Source organism: uncultured Sphingosinicella sp. (assembly GCF_963974575.1).
Taxonomy (GTDB): Bacteria; Pseudomonadota; Alphaproteobacteria; order Sphingomonadales; family Sphingomonadaceae; genus Sphingosinicella.
This window is the reverse complement of the sequence record NZ_CAXBBQ010000006.1, coordinates 20,932-40,516: the sequence shown is the minus strand read 5'-3', so window position 1 is coordinate 40,516 and position 19,585 is coordinate 20,932. Positions and strand designations below refer to the sequence as shown.

General features: G+C 66.0%; 16 protein-coding genes. 2 read left to right on the top strand and 14 right to left on the bottom strand.

The window, feature by feature from the left end:
* Nucleotides 1-72 precede the first annotated feature (72 nt).
* The 6 genes from AAC014_RS12040 to AAC014_RS12015 form a co-directional block, all read right to left on the bottom strand.
* Nucleotides 73-1,533, bottom strand: coding sequence for a HAMP domain-containing sensor histidine kinase (locus AAC014_RS12040; protein WP_339708800.1), 1,461 nt, complete (start codon nucleotides 1,531-1,533; stop codon nucleotides 73-75).
* A gap of 5 nt (nucleotides 1,534-1,538) precedes the next feature.
* On the bottom strand, nucleotides 1,539-2,681 hold the full coding sequence (locus tag AAC014_RS12035; protein ID WP_339708798.1) for a DUF2336 domain-containing protein: 1,143 nt from the start codon (nucleotides 2,679-2,681) through the stop codon (nucleotides 1,539-1,541).
* Nucleotides 2,682-2,762: 81 nt separating this feature from the next.
* Nucleotides 2,763-4,226 carry a capsule assembly Wzi family protein gene (locus AAC014_RS12030; protein WP_339708796.1) on the bottom strand — a complete coding sequence of 488 codons (1,464 nt, stop codon included), beginning with the start codon at nucleotides 4,224-4,226 and terminating at the stop codon, nucleotides 2,763-2,765.
* Nucleotides 4,223-4,933, bottom strand: a complete 711-nt coding sequence (locus AAC014_RS12025; protein WP_339708794.1) for an NTP transferase domain-containing protein — start codon at nucleotides 4,931-4,933, stop codon at nucleotides 4,223-4,225. The genes AAC014_RS12030 and AAC014_RS12025 overlap by 4 nt, the downstream gene beginning before the upstream one ends.
* 9 nt (nucleotides 4,934-4,942) lie before the next feature.
* Nucleotides 4,943-6,049 (bottom strand): inositol-3-phosphate synthase, encoded by a 1,107-nt coding sequence (locus tag AAC014_RS12020; protein WP_339708792.1) that lies wholly within the window; start codon nucleotides 6,047-6,049, stop codon nucleotides 4,943-4,945.
* Nucleotides 6,050-6,091: 42 nt separating this feature from the next.
* Nucleotides 6,092-7,450 (bottom strand): CDP-alcohol phosphatidyltransferase family protein, encoded by a 1,359-nt coding sequence (locus AAC014_RS12015; RefSeq protein WP_339708790.1) that lies wholly within the window; start codon nucleotides 7,448-7,450, stop codon nucleotides 6,092-6,094.
* Nucleotides 7,451-7,647: 197 nt separating this feature from the next.
* On the opposite strand from AAC014_RS12015, the gene AAC014_RS12010 reads away from it, so the two are divergent.
* Nucleotides 7,648-8,364, top strand: a complete 717-nt coding sequence (locus AAC014_RS12010) for a CDP-alcohol phosphatidyltransferase family protein (RefSeq protein WP_339708788.1) — start codon at nucleotides 7,648-7,650, stop codon at nucleotides 8,362-8,364.
* On the opposite strand, the gene AAC014_RS12005 is transcribed toward AAC014_RS12010, so the two are convergent.
* Nucleotides 8,353-8,661 (bottom strand): Hpt domain-containing protein, encoded by a 309-nt coding sequence (locus AAC014_RS12005; protein ID WP_339708786.1) that lies wholly within the window; start codon nucleotides 8,659-8,661, stop codon nucleotides 8,353-8,355. The genes AAC014_RS12010 and AAC014_RS12005 overlap by 12 nt on opposite strands.
* A 134-nt stretch (nucleotides 8,662-8,795) precedes the next feature.
* On the opposite strand from AAC014_RS12005, the gene AAC014_RS12000 reads away from it, so the two are divergent.
* Nucleotides 8,796-11,147: a hypothetical protein gene (locus AAC014_RS12000; RefSeq protein ID WP_339708784.1), complete on the top strand. Its 2,352-nt coding sequence runs from the start codon at nucleotides 8,796-8,798 to the stop codon at nucleotides 11,145-11,147.
* Between the two features lie 27 nt (nucleotides 11,148-11,174).
* Here the strand turns inward: AAC014_RS12000 and AAC014_RS11995 are convergent, their stop codons facing one another.
* The 7 genes from AAC014_RS11995 to nuoL are packed head-to-tail and all read right to left on the bottom strand — an operon-like array spanning nucleotide 11,175 to nucleotide 19,583.
* The gene (locus AAC014_RS11995) at nucleotides 11,175-11,423 is read right to left on the bottom strand and encodes a DUF1467 family protein (protein ID WP_339708782.1); all 249 of its coding nucleotides are present in this window, start codon (nucleotides 11,421-11,423) and stop codon (nucleotides 11,175-11,177) included.
* Nucleotides 11,423-13,072, bottom strand: a complete 1,650-nt coding sequence (locus AAC014_RS11990; protein WP_339708780.1) for a ribonuclease J — start codon at nucleotides 13,070-13,072, stop codon at nucleotides 11,423-11,425. Before AAC014_RS11990 ends, AAC014_RS11995 begins: the two co-directional genes overlap by 1 nt.
* The gene (locus AAC014_RS11985) at nucleotides 13,069-13,839 is read right to left on the bottom strand and encodes a type III pantothenate kinase (protein ID WP_339708778.1); all 771 of its coding nucleotides are present in this window, start codon (nucleotides 13,837-13,839) and stop codon (nucleotides 13,069-13,071) included. Before AAC014_RS11985 ends, AAC014_RS11990 begins: the two co-directional genes overlap by 4 nt.
* Nucleotides 13,839-14,549, bottom strand: a complete 711-nt coding sequence (locus tag AAC014_RS11980) for a biotin--[acetyl-CoA-carboxylase] ligase (protein ID WP_339708776.1) — start codon at nucleotides 14,547-14,549, stop codon at nucleotides 13,839-13,841. Before AAC014_RS11980 ends, AAC014_RS11985 begins: the two co-directional genes overlap by 1 nt.
* Entirely contained in the window at nucleotides 14,546-15,991 is a 1,446-nt protein-coding gene (nuoN, locus tag AAC014_RS11975; protein ID WP_339708774.1) for an NADH-quinone oxidoreductase subunit NuoN, read from the bottom strand. Before nuoN ends, AAC014_RS11980 begins: the two co-directional genes overlap by 4 nt.
* Nucleotides 15,991-17,538, bottom strand: coding sequence for an NADH-quinone oxidoreductase subunit M (locus tag AAC014_RS11970; RefSeq protein WP_339709263.1), 1,548 nt, complete (start codon nucleotides 17,536-17,538; stop codon nucleotides 15,991-15,993). The genes nuoN and AAC014_RS11970 overlap by 1 nt, the downstream gene beginning before the upstream one ends.
* Complete coding sequence (gene nuoL / locus AAC014_RS11965; RefSeq protein WP_339708772.1) at nucleotides 17,535-19,583, bottom strand: NADH-quinone oxidoreductase subunit L; 2,049 nt, start codon at nucleotides 19,581-19,583, stop codon at nucleotides 17,535-17,537. Before nuoL ends, AAC014_RS11970 begins: the two co-directional genes overlap by 4 nt.
* Nucleotides 19,584-19,585: the final 2 nt, after the last annotated feature.

Here is a 19,585-nt window from a genome sequence, read left to right as displayed (position 1 = left end):
CCTCCCTCTCAATGAGACCGGTTTAGCGAAGGTGCGCGCCAAGCACCCAAAACTTTGGGACGGCGCTGCGCGTCAGTCCGCAGCAGGCAGTGTGAGCGTGAAGCGGGCGCCCATGCCCTTGTGGCTTTCGAGCGTAAGGCCGCCGGTCATAAGCTCGGCAAGACGGCGCGAGATGTGGAGACCGAGGCCGGTACCCTCGCCGCTCGCCACATAGGGCGGTTTCGGCAGTTGCTCGAACTTCTCGAACACGCGCGCCTGGTCTTCCGGGGCGATGCCCGGGCCGGAGTCCCACACGGTGATCGCGACATAGCCGGGCAGCGATACCGCCGGCTCCGCACCAACGAAGCCGCCTTCGGGCGTGAATTTCACGGCATTGGTGAGCAGGTTGACGAGAATCTGCAGCGTGCGGCGGCGATCACCCCGCGCCCGCAGCGGCACATCGAGCACGACCGCCTTGATGTCGATATTGCGCGCCGATGCCTTCATCTGGACCATCGCGCGCGCCTGCTCAACGAGCGCGGCAAGGTCGAAATCCTCGGTATCAAGGTCAATCTCGCCGGAATCGAGACTGGAGATATCGAGCAGATCCTGAATGAGGCCGAGCAGGTGGCGTCCGGCGTTGGCGATATCGCCCGCATATTCGACGTACTGCGCCTTCAGCGGACCATGGACTTCATGGTTCATCGCCTCGGCGAAGCCGATGATGGCATTGAGCGGCGTCCGCAACTCGTGGCTCATCGACGAGAGAAAATTCGCCTTGGCGGTACGGCCAAGCTCCGAGCGCATCCGCTCGATGAGCCGCGCACTGTCCGGCACCACCGCCGCGACGCCGCGATAGCCGCAGCCGCCATCCTTCGTGGGCACAGCGACGCCCGCGAGACGGTAAAGCCGCGTCGCGCCGCCCTGCGTCGTCACCGACATCAGCTGATCGCGGAAGCTGGAGCCACGCGCCTGCGCGGATTCATACGGAACCTCGCCGTTCTCGCCGCGCAGAAGCGTGCCGATGGCGGTGAGCGGCCGACCGAGAAGCGCGCCCGCAGGCTGCCCGACCAAAAGCTCCAGCGCGCGCGAAATCGAGGTCAGCGCACCACGGCTGTCCGTCTCCCAATACCAGTCCGAATTGACGCGCACGAGCTCATCGCCCTGCCAGCCGGCAAGGGTATCGCGCTCGCGCTGCTCAACCGTGATGGACGATTCCCGCATGATTCCCACGAATTTCAACTCGTTGCGGGCCAGTGTCGACACGGGCACGAAACGAACGTGAAAATGACGTGAATTGCCCAAAAGCTCAAGAGTGAAGCTTGCGGAGACCGATTCTCCTGTTGGCGCCAGCGCAGCGACCAACCGGGCCGCAAGTTCGCCCGGCCCAAGCATGGCGGCACGTTCCAGTTCTGCGTAGGCCGCGTTGGCGTCCAGAAGCGCGCCGGTGGACAAACATTCGAACACGGTCGCACCCGCAAGTGCGGGGTCTGCCGCAGCAAGCGCGTCGAGCGCGCTCGCGTGACCGGGGCGGATGTCGCGCGGCTCGAACATGGCCGCTACGCGGCGCCCTCGTTCAGATCGTCGATCGCCTGCCGAAGTCCGACATCGAGCTGCCAATAGTTCAGCACACGGCGTGCTGAGGCGACATCGAGCTCGTCGTGGAGCCGGAGAACTTCCGCGACCGCCGAGGGCGGACGCGCGCTGGCCGCGTTGCCCAGATCACCAAGCACGATCACGAGTGACGCCGTGGCGTCGCGGCTGACGTCAACCGCCTTCGCGAGCACGATAAAGCTCTCGCTCGCCGGATCGGTGACGATCCTCCACACGGTGTTGAACGCGATCTTCGCGCGCGCGGCGAACGCCGCGGTGAACAGGCTGAGCCGCCCCTGGCGCAGGGTGCGAAGCAGGAAGCCGTCCGTCAGCTCGCCGAGCTCATTGAGGCGCCGCGCAAGCTGGAGCGCGCGGGATTGCACGGACTGCGTGTCGTCGTATTCCACCATCGCGCGCTTTGCCGCGCGTTCGAGCATCGGATCGAGCACGGCCTGATCGATGACGAAATTCTTGAGGATATGGCGGCGGAGCGCAGCCGCGACCCACCAGTAAACCTCGTGCGCGAGATCGGCGGGGAGATCGTTCTGCGTGAGGAGCGGCTGCTGGAACTGGCCGTTGCGCTTGCTCTCCGCGACCAGAAGCTCCATCGCGCGGCGCGACAGCACAGGGTCTTCGGTGCGGATCAAACCTTCGAGGACGTCGTCCTCGCTGCCCTTGAGCCCGCGCTCGGCCAGCGCCTCTGTGAGCGGCGGCGAGACGGTTTCGCGCAGCGCGATCGCCATGCGGTGCTCTTCGGCGCACTGGATGACGATATCCATGAGCGCGGGATTGCGAACGACGCGGCTGCGTTCGAGGATCGGACGCGCCACCTCTATACTGTCGCTCGCAAGCCGGGCTTCGAGATCGGGCTGCGATGCGGGCGAGCGGCTGAGCGCTTCGGCGAGATGCCGGCGCACCTCCATTTCGACGGTGCCGAGCAGGCGCCCGAGCACGTCCGTCATCAACGCGCGCTGCTGATCGGTAAGCCGCTGCGCTGCCGGCAGGAACAGATCGGTGACAGCATTCGCAAGCTGCGCCCGCGCCGCGCCGGAACGGCCAGCGGCGAGACCCAGCAGCGCCTGAACGTCGATTGGCCGATCCAGCGGCAAGGCAACCCCTCTTTGGTGCGAACCCGTATCTTTTCTCCTGAAGAGCCTAGAAGGATGCACCTAAAATTGGATTAACCTTGGCTAGAAACGCGTACGCCACCCGATTTCAATCGCGGTTTTCGCATCGCTGGTGCCCGGCGTGTTCGGCGCGTCGGTATCGTAGCGGGCTTCAACACTGATATCGCCGAATGCGGTGGGGAGTTCGGTGCCCACCTCGAAGGCGTTGTACGTCTCGCGCGTCAGCGAGAGGTTGTTGTTCCGCAGATTGCTCGTCTTGTTGATGTCGACGCGGCGATAGGTGCCGTAAAAACGGCGGTTCTTCGTGTCGGTGACGGAAAGGCCCGCGGTCCAGAGCTCGCTGTCGCCGTCGAGGCTGTGGCCGAGCGCGCGGTCGCGGTAGGTGAAGCCGTCGAAGTATATGAAATTGTTATACATGCTGCCCGGATAGGTCTTGCCGCCGCCGAGCTTCACGGCAAGCGTGTCGGACCATTCGCCGAGGAGCGTCCAGCTCGCGCCATTGTCGCCGAGCGGACCGGAAAGCGTGAACCCCGCCATTCGCGAGAACTGCTCGATGAGGAGGTTGTCCTCATCCTCGGCTTCCCACTCTGTGTACGCCTGCACCGCGACGTTGCCGATCATGCGCGTGTAGCTGATGTCGAAACCGGCGATCTGGTTGCCGGGCTCGTTCAGGGTGCCGGTGTTGTCGGCGTCGCCGATGCCGACAACGGCGTCGAAAATCGTGCCGAGCCCGCAGGGGCGCCCGCTGCCGCAGAGCTGGAGGCCGCGATTGAGGCCGACTTCGAGGCCCGGGACAGGCTCGAAGGACAGGCGCATCCCGGCGATGGCCGGATTGTTGTAGTCCGCGCGCGTTTCGGTCGCGATGCCCGCGAAGATATCGAGCCGCCACGGGCCGAACCAACGGAGGACAGGGAAGTCGATCGGTTCGGGCACCAACCGCTTGATGCCGACGCGCGGGATCGGGCGGGCGTTGGTGGAGAAGAGCAGCGCGCTGTCGTGGCCCGGGCCCCACCATGTGTCGACATAGCCGCCGTAGAGCGCCCAGTTACCGATGGGCAGCGCGAGCGTCGCGGGCTCGAAATGGAAGTCGCGGCCCTGTTGGCCATCGCGCCAGCCGACGCCGTAGGAGATATAGAGCTTGCCGAGTTCGTGCTCGGCACGGACGGTGACGTCGCCGTCCTCGCGTGCGGTATCGCCGAAATCGCGGACGACGGACGCGCGATTGGTGGCGCGGGCGTGGACCTCGTAGCGGCTCTTCTGGCCGTCGCGTTCGGAGAGGATAGTCAGGCGGCGCACGGCCGCGCCGAGATGCGACGGCAGCGTCTGGCCCTTCGCGCGCTCAAGCCCTTCGGCGACCTGCGCCCATGGCAGCGGCCACGCGTTGACGGGGCCACGGATCAGCCCGGCTGCCTTCAGAAGCTCGACATCGCTGCGAACCTGACGGTCGCCCGCTTCAAGCCACGGACCCGCCGCGGCGGGCATCGCCGACAGCAGGACGGCGGCCGCCGCAATACCCAGAGACTTCATGCAGCACACTCCCCTTCCGCGCCGAGCCAGCGCTCCGCAATCTCCAGCGCTCGTGCGTCATCCACGTCGAGCCAAGCGCAATCCCCGGTTTCGACCGCGCGCGCAAGCCCGGACGCGGCGAGCGCGGCAACACCTTGCGACAGGCTGGGCGCGGAAAGGCCGGCGAGCGCGTCAAACAACCGCTTGCCCACGGAGAAAACGCCGGTGTCGTAGCCGTTGAAGGGGTCGAGGCCCTTGCCGATGGCGACGATGGCCTGCCCCTCCGTGCGGACACGGGTGACGTCATCCTCGTCGATCCACGCGTGGCCGATGCGGCGATCGACGCCGAGCAGCAGCGCGCCGTCCTCGGCAGGCGCTTCGGCAAGGGCGCGGTAGAGTGCGGGATCCACGAGATGGTCGGCCATCACGAGCAAAGCGCGCGACGCTATGAAAGGCGCGGCCGCCAGCGCGGATACGCCGTTCGGCAACGCGGGATCGGCGACGGTGACTGTACGCACCGTCAGCGGCAGGTTCCATTCGGCGAGCGCCGCTGCGACCTCTTCCGTGCGGTGCCCGAGCACGACCGTGACATCATCGACGCCCGCTTCGGCGAGGCGCAGGGCCGTGTGGAGCAGCAGCGGCCGCCCCGCGACCAGCGCGAGCGGCTTCGACGGGGCGTGACTGCGGAGCCGGCTGCCGAAACCGGCGGCAAGCACGATGGCCTGCATGGCGCTGTCCTAGTGCAGCTTGCCGCCGCCGGCGATGAACGCCTCCAGCGCGGCGAAGGCAAGATCGTCGGTCGTCTGGCGCGGGGGGTGCTTGCAGAAATAGCTGGCGGCCGCATCGATCGGCCCGGCGATGCCGCGATCGAGCGCGAGCTTCGCGCAGCGGATCATGTCGATCGCGACGCCCGCCGAATTGGGGCTGTCCTCCACCGACAGGCGCAGCTCGAGGTTCATCGGAACGCCGCCGAACAGCTGGCCTTCCATGCGCAGGAAGCAGACCTTGTTGTCGTTCTGCCACGCCACGTAGTCCGACGGGCCGACGTGGATGTTCTCGTCGTCCATGCGGCGCGCGGCGACCGACTGCACGGCTTCGGTCTTCGACTCCTTCTTGGAGGCGAGCCGCGTGCGGTTGAGCATATTGAGAAAGTCGGTGTTGCCGCCGGTGTTGAGCTGGTAGGTGCGGTCGAGCTTCACGCCGCGCTTGGCGAACAGATCGGTGAGCACGCGGTGGACGATCGTGGCGCCGAGCTGCGCCTTGATGTCGTCGCCGATGATCGGGAGGCCCGCATCCTTGAAGCGTTTCGCCCAGACGGGGTCGCTCGCGATGAACACGGGGATGTTGTTGACGAAGGCGACGCCGGCTTCGAGCGCGCATTCGGCGTAGAATTCGGTCGCCTTCTGGCTGCCGACGGGGAGGTAGTTCATCAGCACGTCGGCGCGGGTTTCGCGCAGTACGCGCACGACCTCGTCCTTGTTGGCCTCCGCGTCGTCCGCCACGAGGAAGGTGCGGTCGTCGGGATAGTCCGCCATATGCTCGCCGACGCCGTCGAGAATCCGGCCCATGCGGACGGCGACACCGGTTTCGGGCACGTGATCGCAGAACACGGCGGTGCAGTTCGGCTTCGCGAAGATCGCTTCGGCGATATCAAGACCGACCTTGCGGCTGTCGATATCCCAACCGGCAACGAAACGAATATCCTTGGGTCGGTAACCGCCGAGATCCCAGTGCAGCAGGCCGATCTGTTCGTTTGCGCCGCCGTTCTGATAGTGGGCGACACCTTGAACAAGCGAACTTGCGCAATTGCCGATGCCAACGACAGCCACTCTTACTTCATTCATGGGAAAGATCCTGAGGCGCGTCTACTGCGCGGTTGAACATGATCACTTAGCGTTGCCAGCAGAATCGGGCAAGAATGTGTAGGCCGTCTTTGCAAAGTTCGCGGCGATCCGATCGCTGTTTTCGCTGCCATATTCCTGCAACCGAACGAAGAAGCGCGCCTGCATGACGAAAAAGGTAAGCGCGCTGTATGCCGCGATCATCGCAAAACCCGCATACCAGGCGCCAAATGCCGCGAACGGCAAAAGGCTCCAGAAGAACGTGTTGCGGCGGCCCGCGACCAACCGGAAGCGGCGTTCGAAGTCGCCGGCGTCGTCGATCTGCTTGCCCGTGAAGCGCCGGAAGAACTCGCCCTGTACGGCTTCGGCGAGCGCGAAGCCCACGCAGATCGCGGCGAGCGGCCATGCGCCGCCGTGGCCGACGGAATTGAAATAATAGGCGAGCGCAGCGAACCAGCCGTACTCGACGATCTTGTCCGCGACATGTTCGAGGTCGCCCCACTTCGAGAACTCGACGCGCGTGCGCGCAAGCTTGCCGTCAACGCCGTCGAGCGGTCCGATGACGAGCGCGAGGACAAGGCCGACCCAGAGATGACCGAGCGCGAACGCCGCCATCGCCGCGAGCCCGAGCAGGAACACACCCACCGAGATCATGTTGGGCGTGAGCGGGGTCGGCAGCAGCAAGCGGGTGAGGATGTTCTCGATAGGCGGGTGGATGAAGCGCGCGGGCCAATCGAGGATGCCCTTCTGTGCGGAAGCGAGCGCGTCCGTGGTTACCGCGTCGGCAGAGGCCGTGTCGACCGCGCGGCGCCATTGCAGCGGCACTTCGCGGCGCCGCGACGGGCAATAAGCCGGGATGCGCGCGACGGCGACAGGCGTGTGCGGCCCCTCCCCCAGCGCCGAGCGTACCAGCGTCGCCTGCATGTCCCAGTCGCCGAGACGACCAGCGACGTTGCGAACAAGACGCCCGGGGAAGCGCGCGAGCCCGGCAAAGAAGCGGTCCGAGGCGATGCGCTCGGCGGTGATCGGTCGGTCGTCCGCCTCCATCCAGACGCCGAGCACGACATCTCCGGTCGCACCCGCGACGGCGGCGATCGCGCGCTCGTCGGCGACGAGGCCTTCATCAAGCGAGAGCACACTGTCTTCCTCGCGGATGGCAGCGCGGACACCGTCTCCCCCGTGGACGACCTCGACACCGGGCGATGCACGCCGCGCGCGATCGAGCGCGGCGGCGAGGCGCGGCGTCACGCGCTCCACCATGACGACGACACGCTCGGCGCCCGCACGGCGGCACTGCCGAATCTGCCGGTCCACCGAGGCTATTCCCGTGATGCTGAGCGCGGCCAGCGGTTCATCCGCCCCGACACTGAAATGATGGGCATAGAGCAGCGCCACAAGCGCCATCGTCGTCTCCGGGTTTGAATGGATGGCGGACCATAAGGGCAAGCAAGCGGACTTGCCAACTCTCCCCTGAGCGGCGCACATCGCACATAATGCAATTCACAGTCGACACAGCAGATGGCGGACGCCCGCGGGCGATAGAGGAACCGCTGAACATCGCGGTCATTCACCCGATATCGCGAGCCTTGCTGCCGTTTGCGGTGAAGCTTCACATTCCGCCGAACGCCATTTCGGTCGCCGGGATCGGCTTCGGCATCGTCGCCGCGTGGGCCTATTTCCATTATGAAACCCCGGCGATGGCACTCGCCGGATTCGCGGCGATGCTCGCCTGGCATGTTTTCGATGGCCTCGATGGCATGACGGCGCGGGCCACGGGGCGGACCAGCGCGTTCGGACGTTTCCTCGACGGCTTCTGCGACTACAGCGTCTTCATTCTGGTCTACCTAAGCCTCGCCTTCGCGGCGAAAAACGAAGCGGGGCTCGCGATCAGCCTGGGGGCGGCCGTGCTTGCAGGCGCGGCGCACGTCGTCCAGGCCGCATGGTATGAGCTTCAGCGCGAGGTCTTCATCCGGCGAAGCGCAGGCCAACCCGGCTTTGTACCCCGCGCGGCGGTCGGCGGCTTTCTCGAGATCGGTTATAATGCGCTTCAAGCGAAATTGATGCCCGGCGCGCACGCGCTCGACGCTGCGCTCGGCGCGGACCCGGCGCTGCGTGCAGGCTATGTGGAGAGAATGCGCCCTATTCTCTCCGCCGCCACGATCCTCGGCGCGAGCGGGCGCACATTTGCGATCTTCATTGCATGCCTTGCCGGAAGCCCGCTCTGGTACTGGCTTTGGGAAATCCTTGGTCTCAGCCTGGCGGCGGTTCTGATCGAACGCGCGCGCCGCCGACGCGAGGGCGCGTTTCTAGAAGCTTGAAAAGCGCATGATTTCGGCGTCGAGGCGCGCAAGGAGCGCGCTGTCGCCCGGCGCAGACAGCTCGGCAAGCAGCGCAATCGCGCCGATCGCCTCCGCGCCGATGGCCTGCGCCGCGCCTTTCAGGCGGTGTGCGGCGGCTTTCCAGCCCGCGCGATCCTTCGCCGCGCGCAGTTCGGCGGTGTAGGCGGGCAGGTTTTCCCGGAATTCAGACATCAGATCGTCGAACAGCGCCGTATCCCCGCCCGTGATCTCGAGCAGGCGATGCGGCAGGAAAGCAGGGACGGATTCGGGGTTCATGCAGCCATGTTCGACGACGAGTGTTAACAAAGTGTCGACAAATGCCGATTGCCGGGCTGTCCTGTCCGCACGGGCGGTGATAGACAGGGGCGTGAGGGGTTTTAACACAACAGGTTTCGCGGGGGTCGTGCACCATGAGTCCAGTCGGTCGGCGGTCGTTTCCGGAAAAGCTTCCGCCGGACTACACGTGGCAGCAGAACGCCGTGCCTGACGCAGAGCCGGATACGTCGGCGCCGATGAAGCGCCTGCGCCAGATGGACGACGAGGCCGTGGATGACGCCGTGCCGACATTTTCCAGCCGTGTGCTGCTGTTCGCCTCGCTTGCCTCGCTCGCGTGGTTGGCGCTTGCCGCCGCTGTCGTCTGGCTGATTGCCGGCTCGGCGGGCGTCGGCGCGCTGACGCTGACCGAATGGGCGGGCGTCGCGGGCGGCGTTGCAGCTCCGCTTTCGGCGATCTGGCTGATCGCGCTCGTCGCAGCGCGTGTATGGCCGGGTCAACAGCGCGAGATGCTCGCGCGAATCGAAGCCGCCGAGGCACGCTTTGCGCTCACTGCGCGCGAAACGCGCACACAGCTTGAAAGCATCGATTCCGTGCTCGCCGCCGTTACCATGCGCGTCGACGGGCTGCGCAAGGTGTTCGCCGACGAGGTTGAGGGTTTTGTGAGCGCCACCGACGCCGCCGTGCACCGCACGCGCACGCTCGCGGGATCACTCGCCGAGGACCGCGCCGCGATCGACGCCAGTTCGTCCGCGCTCGCGGAGAGCAGCGAGAAGGCGCGCGCCAGCTTCGATTCGCTCGCCGGTGCGCTGCCCGAAGCGGAAGCGCAGGTGAACCGCATCGCCGGACTGCTCGCCACGAGCGCCACCGATGCGCGCACGCAGCTTCAGGAAACAGAAGACCTGCTCGCCGCCGTGTGGACACGGAGCGAGGACGCCGGCGCGCAGGCCAAGGCCGCGACCGCAAGCCTCACCAATGTGATTGCCGCGATTTCCGCCTCTGCAGCAGATGCCGAAGGCCGCCTCGGCACCTATGCGACCGCGCTCGAAGCAAGCGGTGACGCCGCGCTCGCCAAGACCGGCGAGGCGCTGGAAGCCACGCGCGCCGGTGTCGAGGCGCAAACCGCCGCGCTCGCCGCCGCGATCTCGCGCACGTCGCTCGATCTTGAAGACATCGGTGGGCGCGCCATCGAAACCATCGCAGGCCGGATCACTGCCATCGCCGAGCACGTCTCCGAACTCAGCAAGCGCATCAGCGACCAGGACGCGGGCAGCCGCGGCTTCCTCGATACGGTCGAGCGCGGTTTCAGTGTGCTCGACGCCAAGCTCGGCAATGCCGCGAATTCGAGCGAGAGCGTGCTTGCAAGCCTCTCCGCGCGGATCGGACAGGTGCGCGGCGAGATCGATTCGCTCTCTGCGCCGCTCGGCACCACGCGAGGCGCCGCGAAAGAGATTGGCGATTCGCTCGCGGCTGTTCGCGAAGCGACCGAACAGGCGCTCGCCTCGCTTGCCGAGGGTGTGCCCGCAAGCGCGGAAAAGGGCCTTGGCGCCATCGACGCACTGCGGGGTTCGGTGACGAACCTTTCGCAGGACATCGAGCGCGTTTCCGAGCGCGCCGTCGCAATCAACGCGCCGATCGCCGCCGGACGGAAGGCGATCGACGAACTGCTCGACGGGCTGGAAGACCAGCGCGAAAGCCTGGAGGCCGTGGTGGCCAAGGTGCGCGGCGAAATCGAAGCCGCGCAGGGTATTCTCTCCGGCGTCGAGCGTTCGGCGGAGAGCACCACGCTCAGCGCGACGACGCAGCTGATCGACGCGCTCGGGCGCGTGCGTGAGGTCGCGGCGCAGACGGCGGGCACCGTGAAAACGGCGCTTGAAGCGGTCGTCGAGGAGGCACGCGAGGCGCTGACGAAGGCATCGCGCGAGGCCGTGCGCCAGAGCGCGATCGAGCCTGTGGAAACGCAGATCAAGGCGCTGGAAGCGGCGGGCCAACGCAGCGCCGACGCCGCGCAGGCCGCCGCCGAGCGCCTGTCGCGCCAGCTCGTATCGGTCGCCGAGACCGCCGCCGCGATCGAAACGCGCGTGAACGAAGCGGACTCGCACCTCGACGCGGCGCTTCGGAAGGACATCGGCCGTCAGTCCGAACTGCTCGTCGAAGCGCTCAACAGTGCCTCGATCGATATCGCCAAGGGGCTTTCGGCGGAGGTCACCGAGACGGCGTGGAAGCAGTATCTGGCGGGCGAACGCGGGGTTTTCTCACGCCGCGCCGTGCAGCTCCTCACGAACCGCGACGCCAAGGAAGTCACGCGCCGCTACAGCGAGGATGCCGAATTCCGCGACGGCGTCCGCCGCTACATCCACGATTTCGAAGCCATGCTGCGCCGCTTCAACGCGGACCGCGACGGCAACGCGCTTTCGATGACGCTGCTGTCGTCCGACCTCGGCAAGCTCTACGTGGCGCTTGCGCAAGCGACGGAACGCCTGCGCTGAGCCGTCCCTAGACTTCGCTTGCCCAGCTCAGTTGGGCATGAAATCGAGGTAGCCCGCCTCGCCCAGCCACCAGACGCCGGCCATCAGGACGGCCGAAATGAGCGTCGTCCAGAGCAGCTTCTTGGCGAGCATCGGGCGCGCGGGGGCGCTGTCGGCTTGGCCTTTCACCTTGTCCTCGCCCGCCTCTTCGGAGGTGCGAACGCCGAACGGGAGCACGGTGAACAGCGTGACCGTCCAGATCAGAAGATAGATCGCGAGTATCGATCCCCAGCCCATCAGCCTTTGACCCTCGTGACGGTGACTTCGGTGATCGGCTTCTTGCCTGTCCATTCGCGCGCTGTGCGGCGAACGGCGACGCGGATCGCCTCGGCAAGCGCGTCTTCGGTCTTGCCGCGGGTTTTCGCGGCGGCTTCACTGGCGGCGGAGACGCAGTCGTCGAGAAATTCGTCGCGGTCGTCCTCCACCGGGACGCCGTGCGACTGCACCTGCGGCGGAGCGAGCAGGCGCCCCTTGCCGTCCAGAACCACGAACACGGCGATGAGGCCGTTGTGCATCATGCGGCGGCGGGCGAGCATCGTCGCGCCGTCGGCGGGGAGGATCACGTCGCCGTCAAGCACCAGACGTCCGACGGGCTCGTGGCTTATGATCTGCGGTTTGCCGGGCGCGAGGCGAATGGCGCTGCCGTTCACGGGCACGACCGCCTCCGGCACGCCGAAGCGGCGCGCGAGGCGGGCGTGCTCTTCCATGTGGCGGCGCTCGCCGTGGACGGGGATCGAGATTTGCGGGCGAATCCAGCCATACATCGCCTCAAGCTCCGGGACGCCGGGATGGCCGGAGACGTGGACGTGCGCCTGCCGATCGGTGATGATCTCGATGCCCCGCGCCGCGAGCGCGTTCTGCACGCGGCCGATGGAGATCTCGTTGCCGGGAATCTGCTTCGACGAATAGACGACGAGGTCGCCGCGTTCGAGCTTGATGTGGGGATGATCGCCCTCCGCGATGCGGGAGAGCGCGGCGCGCGCCTCGCCCTGCGCGCCCGTGGAGACGATGAGCAGCTTGTCGCGCGGCACCTTCATCGCCTCTTCGTGCGACACGGTGGGCGGGAAATCGGTGAGGTAGCCGACGCTCTTCGAGACTTCGAGAATGCGGTCCAGCGAGCGGCCAACCACGCAGATTTTGCGGCCCGTGTCCTTCGCGACCTCGCCGAGCGTGTGGAGGCGCGCGGCGTTCGAGGCGAAGGTGGTGACGAGCACCCTGCCCTTGTGGCCCGCGATCACCTTGTCGAGCCCTTCGCGGACGCCGGTTTCGCTGCCCGAGGCCTCGGGATTGAAGACGTTGGTGGAATCGCCGACGAGCGCGAGGATGCCTTCGTCGCCGAGCGCGGTGAGTTCCTCGGCGGTGGAGGGCACGCCGAGCACGGGCGCTTCATCGAGCTTCCAGTCGCCGGTGTGGAAGATCTTGCCGTAGGGCGTTTCGATAAGGAGCGCATTGCCTTCGGGGATCGAATGCGCGAGCGGCACGTAGCGGCACTTGAACGGGCCGAGGTTGACCTCGCCCTCAAGCGGCACGACGTTCAGCTCGACATCGCGCTCGATGCCTTCCTCGATCAGCTTCTTGCGGATGAGACCCGCGGTGAAGGGCGTCGCGAACAGCGGCACGTCGAAGTCGCCGACCAGATAGGGGATCGCGCCGATGTGGTCCTCGTGGCCGTGCGTGAGGACGATGCCGAGCAGATCCTTCTGCCGGTCCTCGATGAACGACAGGTCCGGGAGCACCAGTTCGATGCCCGGCAGGTTCGGATCGGCGAAGGTCATGCCGAGATCGACCATGATCCACTTGCCGTTGCAGCCGTAGAGATTGACGTTCATGCCGATCTCGCCCGAGCCGCCGAGCGGCAGGAAGATCAGTTCTTTTCCAGGCTTCAAAGCCTGTTCCTTTCATCAATAATCGTAAGGCCGCGCACCGTGAGATCGACGTCCACGACATCGATCACGCTGGTGTAGGGCTCGAACAGGACGGCAAGGCCGCCCGTTGCCAGAACGTTCATCGGCCCCGCAGCCTCCGCCTTCAGGCGGGCGACCAATCCCTCGATCATCGCGAGATAACCGAAGAAAATGCCCGACTGCATGGCGGACACGGTATCGAAGCCTTTCGCCTTGCCACCCTTCGGCGGCGCGACAGCAACACGCGGCAATTGCGCGGCGGCGACGTAGAGTGCCTCCGCCGACAGATTGATGCCGGGCGCGATGATGCCGCCGGTATAGGCATTGCCGACGAAGATGTCGAATGTCGTCGCCGTGCCGAAATCGATGATGATGAAATCGCCTTCGTGGCGATCGCCTACCGCGACGCAATTGACGAGGCGGTCCATGCCCACCTGCTCGGGATGCGCGACCTCGATGCCGACGCCGAGATCGAGATCCTTGGTGACGACCAGCGGATCGATGCCGAAGCCGCGCCGCGCCATGCGTTCGAGATTGAAAAGCGTGGTTGGCACCACGGTGGAGATCACCACGCGGTGGACCTTGTGGCGGTCCACGCCGTCGATCTCCATGAGTTGGGTGAGCCAGACCATGTATTCATCGGACGTGCGCGACGCCTGCGTGGAGATGCGCCAGCGGTGGACGATCTCGCCGTGGTCCACCACCGCGAACATCGTATTGGTATTGCCGACATCGATCGCGAGCAGCATCAGGCCTGATCCCCCAATGTGAACACTTCGCCCGCGTGAATGGGGCGTAACGTCCCGTCCGGCAAGCGCAGAAGCAGGGCGCCATCCTCCGCCAGACCTTCAAACGTCCCGGTGAGGTCGGCGTTCCCGAGGCGGGCGACGATGGGCTTGCCGAGCCCGGCGGCGGCCGTGAGCCAGTCGGCGCGCGTGGCGCCGAAGCCCTCCTCGCGCCAGCGACGGCGGTGCGCGGCGAAGGCTTCGGCGAGCGTTTCGCACGCCTCGCGCGCGGAGGGTGGCACGATGCCTGCCGCGGCGAGGCTCGTCGCGGGGCGCTCCGTGCCTTCCGGGAAGTGCGCGAGGTTGACGCCGATGCCGATAATGACGCCTTGCGCGTGGCCTTCGAGCAGGATGCCCGCGACCTTCACACCGTCCAGCAGCAGATCGTTCGGCCATTTGAGCGACAGCCGGTCACGCGGGACCCAGCGGGCGACGGTATCGAGCAGCGCGTTCGCGGCGACGAACGAGAGCTGCTGCGCGGCCCCTTCCCCCGGCTGCGGCGCGGCGAAGGTGCTGGTGAAGAGATTGCCGACCTCGGACGTCCACGCCCGCGCGCGGCGGCCGCGCCCTGCCGTCTGCCGGTCGGCGCGGACCCAGAGCCCGTCTTCCGGGTGCTCGGCGATCCAGTCGTTGGTGCTGCCGGTTTCGGCGAGATCGACGATGCGAAAATTCATCCGGTGACGATGATGCGCGCCGCAGCCGTCGCCCACGCCACGAGCGGCGCGATGGCGAGCATCCCGACGGGCGAGCAGAACACGGCGGCTGCCGTCAGCACGATGCCGTTCACACGGCTGTCGCCCGGCGCGAGCGTGCCAACGGGCTCGTCGAAGTACGCGAGCTTGACGACGCGCAGGTAATAATAGGCCCCGACCACCGACGTGACGACGCCGATCACCGCAAGCACGTACATCTCCGAAGCAATGGCGGCATTGAAGACGCTGAACTTCGGCCAGAAGCCGAGCATCGGCGGGATGCCGGCAAGGCTGAACATGAAGACGGCGAGCGCGGCGGCAAGGCCGGGACGCGTCTTCGAGAGGCCAGCGAGGCGCGCCATGTCGTCAACCGGCGTACCGTCCGGGTCACGCAGCGCGAGGACGACGAGGAACGAACCGACCGTCATCGCCGCATAGATGCCCATGTAGAAGAGCACACCCGCGATACCGGCTTCCGTACCTGCGGCAAGGCCGATGAGCGCGAAGCCAACGTTGTTGATCGACGAATAGGCAAGCAGGCGCTTGATGCTGGTCTGGCCGATGGCGCCGACCGCGCCCAGGATCATCGAGGCGACCGCGGCGAAGGCGATAATCTGGCGCCATTCATCGGCAAGGCCGCCGAAGCCTTCGATCGCGACGCGCACGAGAAGACCCATTGCAGCGACCTTCGGCGCGGAGGCGAAGAAGGCGGCGACCGGCGTCGGCGCACCTTCGTAAACGTCGGGCGTCCACATGTGGAACGGCACGGCGCTGATCTTGAACGCGAGCCCCGAGAAGATGAAGACCAGCCCGAAGACGATGCCGATCGATGCATCGCCTTCAAGCTGCGTGCCGAGCGCGACGAAGTTCGTGCTGCCGACGAAGCCGTAGATGAGGCTGATGCCGTAGAGCAGAATGCCGCTCGCCAGCGCGCCCAGCACGAAATACTTGAGGCCGGCTTCGGAGGACTTCGCTTCGCTGCGGTGGAACGCGGCGAGCACGTAGGCGGCGAGGCTTTGCAGCTCGAGCCCGACGTAGAGCGACAGAAGGTCGTTCGCCGAGACCATCATGCCCATGCCGAGCGCGCCGAGCATGAGCAGCACGGGGTACTCGAACTTGTCCGAATGCGCGCGGCGCAGATACGGAATCGCGATCACAGTGCAAACGGCGGCAGCGCCGTAGACCACCGTTTTCAGATAGTCCGAGAACAGATCCGCGACGTAGAGGCCATCAAAGGCGAACGCGCGCGGCGTATCGTCGATCATGAACAGGCCGGCGACGGCGTAGATGCCGACCGCGAGCCACGACAACAGGCCGAGGCTGCGATCACCCCGGAACGTGCCGATCATCAGCAACGCCATCGCGCCGATGGCGAGGATGATTTCCGGTGCGGCGATGCCGAGCGATTGCGCGAGCGGCTGCATCAGTGAGTCTCCGCCGAGGTGTGGGGTTTGGCCGCAGCCTGCTTCACGACCGCAACGCTTTGCTGGTGCGGCGCGGTCGGCTCAAGCCGGGCGACGATCGCCGCAACGGGCGCGCGCACGGGATCGATGAACACGTTGGGCGCTATACCCATCCACAGCACGAAGACGGCGATCGGCGCGAGGCAGAGCACTTCGCGGAACGAAAGGTCCGGCATCGCGCGCACCGCGTCCTTCGTCACCATGCCGAACATCACCTTGCGGTAGAGGTAAAGCATGTAGGCCGCGCCGAGGATGATGCCCGTGCAGATCACGGCGGTCGCGAATGTCGACGTGCGGAACGCGCCCATCATCACGAGGAATTCGCCGATGAAGCCGCTGGTGCCCGGAAGGCCGACCGACGCCATCGTGAACAGCATGAACAGGATCGCGTAGCGCGGCATGATCGTGGCGACACCGCCGTAAGCATCGATATCGCGCGTGTGCAGCCGATCGTAGACGACGCCGACGCACAGGAAGAGCGCGCCCGAGACGAGGCCGTGGCTGAGCATCACGACGATCGAACCTTCGATCGCCTGCTGGTTGAAGCCGAACAGGCCGACGGTGACGAACGCCATGTGCGCAACCGACGAGTAAGCGATGAGCTTCTTCATGTCCGACTGCGCGAGCGCGATGAGCGACGTGACGACGACCGCGATCATGGAGAGCGCGAAGACGATCCACATCAGCTCCGCCGAGGCCGCCGGGAACATCGGCAGCGAGAAACGGATGAAGCCATAGCCGCCCATCTTCAAGAGCACGCCCGCCAGGATCACCGAACCCGCCGTCGGCGCCTGCACGTGCGCGTCGGGCAGCCAGGTGTGGACCGGCCACATCGGCATCTTCACCGCGAAGCTCGCGAAGAACGCCAGCCACAGCCACGTCTGCACGTTGGGATCGAAGTCGTAGACGAGCAGCTGCGGGATCGAGGTCGTGCCCGCGACGCTGGCCATATAGAGCATGGCGAGCAGCATCAGCACCGAGCCGAGCAGCGTGTAGAGGAAGAACTTGTAGCTGGCGTAGATGCGGTCCTTGCCGCCCCAGATGCCGATGATGAGATACATCGGGATCAGGCCGCCTTCGAAGAAGACGTAGAACAGGAACAGGTCGGTCGCCGCGAAGACGCCGATCATCAGCGCTTCCATGAGCAGGAACGCCGCCATGTATTCCGGCACGCGCTTTTCGATCGAGGTCCACGACGCGAGGATGCAGATCGGCATCAGGAACACGCTGAGCGCGATCAGAACCAGGCTGATACCGTCGATGCCGAGCGACCAGGAAAAGTACGGCTCGAACAGCGGCAGGCTTTCGGCATACTGGAAGCTCGCCGAGCCGACATCGAACTGCACCCAAAGGACGACACCGAGCACCAGCTCGACAAGCGTGACGCCGAGCGCACCCCAGCGCGCCGTGCTGGCCCGCGCATTCTCGTCTCCGGGAACGAAGAGCAGCAGCGTTGCTGCCACAAGCGGCAGCAGGATCATCAGGGAAAGGATCGGAAAGCCCATTATTCGCCGCCCAGCATCTTCGGGAGGAACCACGCTGCCGCGGCGGCGAGGCCGATCAGCATCACGAACGCGTAAGTGTAGAGGTAACCAGTCTGCAGCCGCCGCGCGACGCCTGCGCCGCCCATCACCAGACCCGCAAGGCCATTCGGGCCGAAGCGGTCGATGGTGCCCTCGTCACCCTTCTTCCACAGGAAGCGGCCAAGCCACTTCGCCGGGCGCACGAAGATCGTGTCGTACAGCTCGTCGAAGTACCACTTGTTGAAGAGGAAGGCGTGGAGGCCGCGGAACATCGCGACGAAGCGCGCGGGTGCGCCGGGATCGCGGATATAGTTGTTCCACGCGATGAACAGGCCGAGCAGCATGACGAGGCCGGGCGACAGCTTCACCCACAGCGGCACCTCGTGCGAAGCGTGCGCGAGGTGCGCGTCGAACGCCAAGGCGCCCTTCCAGAACGCGACACCGCCTTCGGCATCGATGAAGGCATGGTGGAAGAGGAAGCCCGCGAACACCGCGCCGAGCGACAAGACGCCGAGCGGAATCAACATGCTCGCCGGGCTTTCGTGAGGATGATAGCCGAGTGTGCCGTCGCCGTGATCATGCGCATGAGCGGGGGCGTGGTGGTCATCGTGAGCGTGGTCATGCCCGTGATCGCCGTGCGCCGCGTGCTGGATGTGCTCGCTCTGCGACCAGCGCGGCTTGCCGAAGAAGGTGAGGAACACGAGGCGCCACGAATAGAAGCTGGTGAGCAGCGCGGCGAAGACGCCGACCCCGTAGGCGACATAGCCGGACTGCGTTCCCGCGGCGAAGGCGCTCTCGATGATCGCATCCTTCGAATAGAAGCCCGCGAAACCGAACACGCCGATGATGCCGACGCCGGTGATCGCGAGCGTACCGATCGTCATCGCCCAGAAGGTCAGCGGGATGTGCTTACGAAGGCCGCCGTAATAGCGCATGTCCTGCTCGTGGTGCATCGCGTGGATCACCGAGCCCGCGCCGAGGAACAGAAGCGCCTTGAAGAAGGCGTGCGTGAACAGGTGGAACATCGCCGCGCCGTAGGCGCCGACGCCTGCCGCGAAGAACATGTAGCCCAGCTGCGAGCAGGTGGAATAGGCGATGACGCGCTTGATATCGTGCTGCGTGGTGCCGACGGTGGCCGCGAACAGCGCCGTCGCCGCGCCTACATAAGTGACGACGGTGAGCGCAATCTCGCTGGTTTCAAAGAGCGGCGACAGGCGGCAGACCATGAACACGCCCGCCGTGACCATCGTGGCGGCGTGGATCAGCGCGGAGACCGGCGTCGGGCCTTCCATCGCGTCCGGCAGCCAGGTGTGGAGGCCGAGCTGCGCGGACTTGCCCATCGCGCCGATGAACAGCAGTAGGCAGAGCACGGTGAGCGTATCGACCTGCGCGCCGAGGAACGCGAAGCTGCTGCCAGCGAAGTTCGGCGCGGCCGCGAGAATGGTCGCGATGTCGGTGGTGCCGAACACCATGAACACGCCGAAGATGCCGAGCGAGAAGCCGAAATCGCCGACGCGGTTCACGACGAACGCCTTGATGGCGGCGGCGTTCGCGGAGGGCTTCTGATACCAGAAACCGATGAGCAGGTACGACGCGAGACCGACGCCTTCCCAGCCGAAGAACATCTGCACGAGGTTGTCCGCCGTCACCAGCATCAGCATCGCGAAGGTGAACAGCGACAGATACGCGAAGAAGCGCGGCTGATCGGGATCCTCCGCCATGTACCCCCACGAATAGAGGTGCACGAGCGCCGACACGGTCGTGACGACGACGAGCATCACGGCGGTGAGCGTGTCGAGCCGGAGCGACCAATCGACAACGAGACCGCCCGAGCGGAACCATTCCATGACCGGCTGGCCCTCGACAGGCGCGCCGGAGAGCACGGGAATGAAGATCGCCCACGACAGCGCGCACGCCAGGAACAGGCCGCCCGTGGTGATCGCCTTGGCGAGCGTGTTGCCGAGCACGCGGTTGCCGAGACCGGCAACGATCGCCGTGAGCAGCGGCAGGAATACGATGGTATGAAGCACGC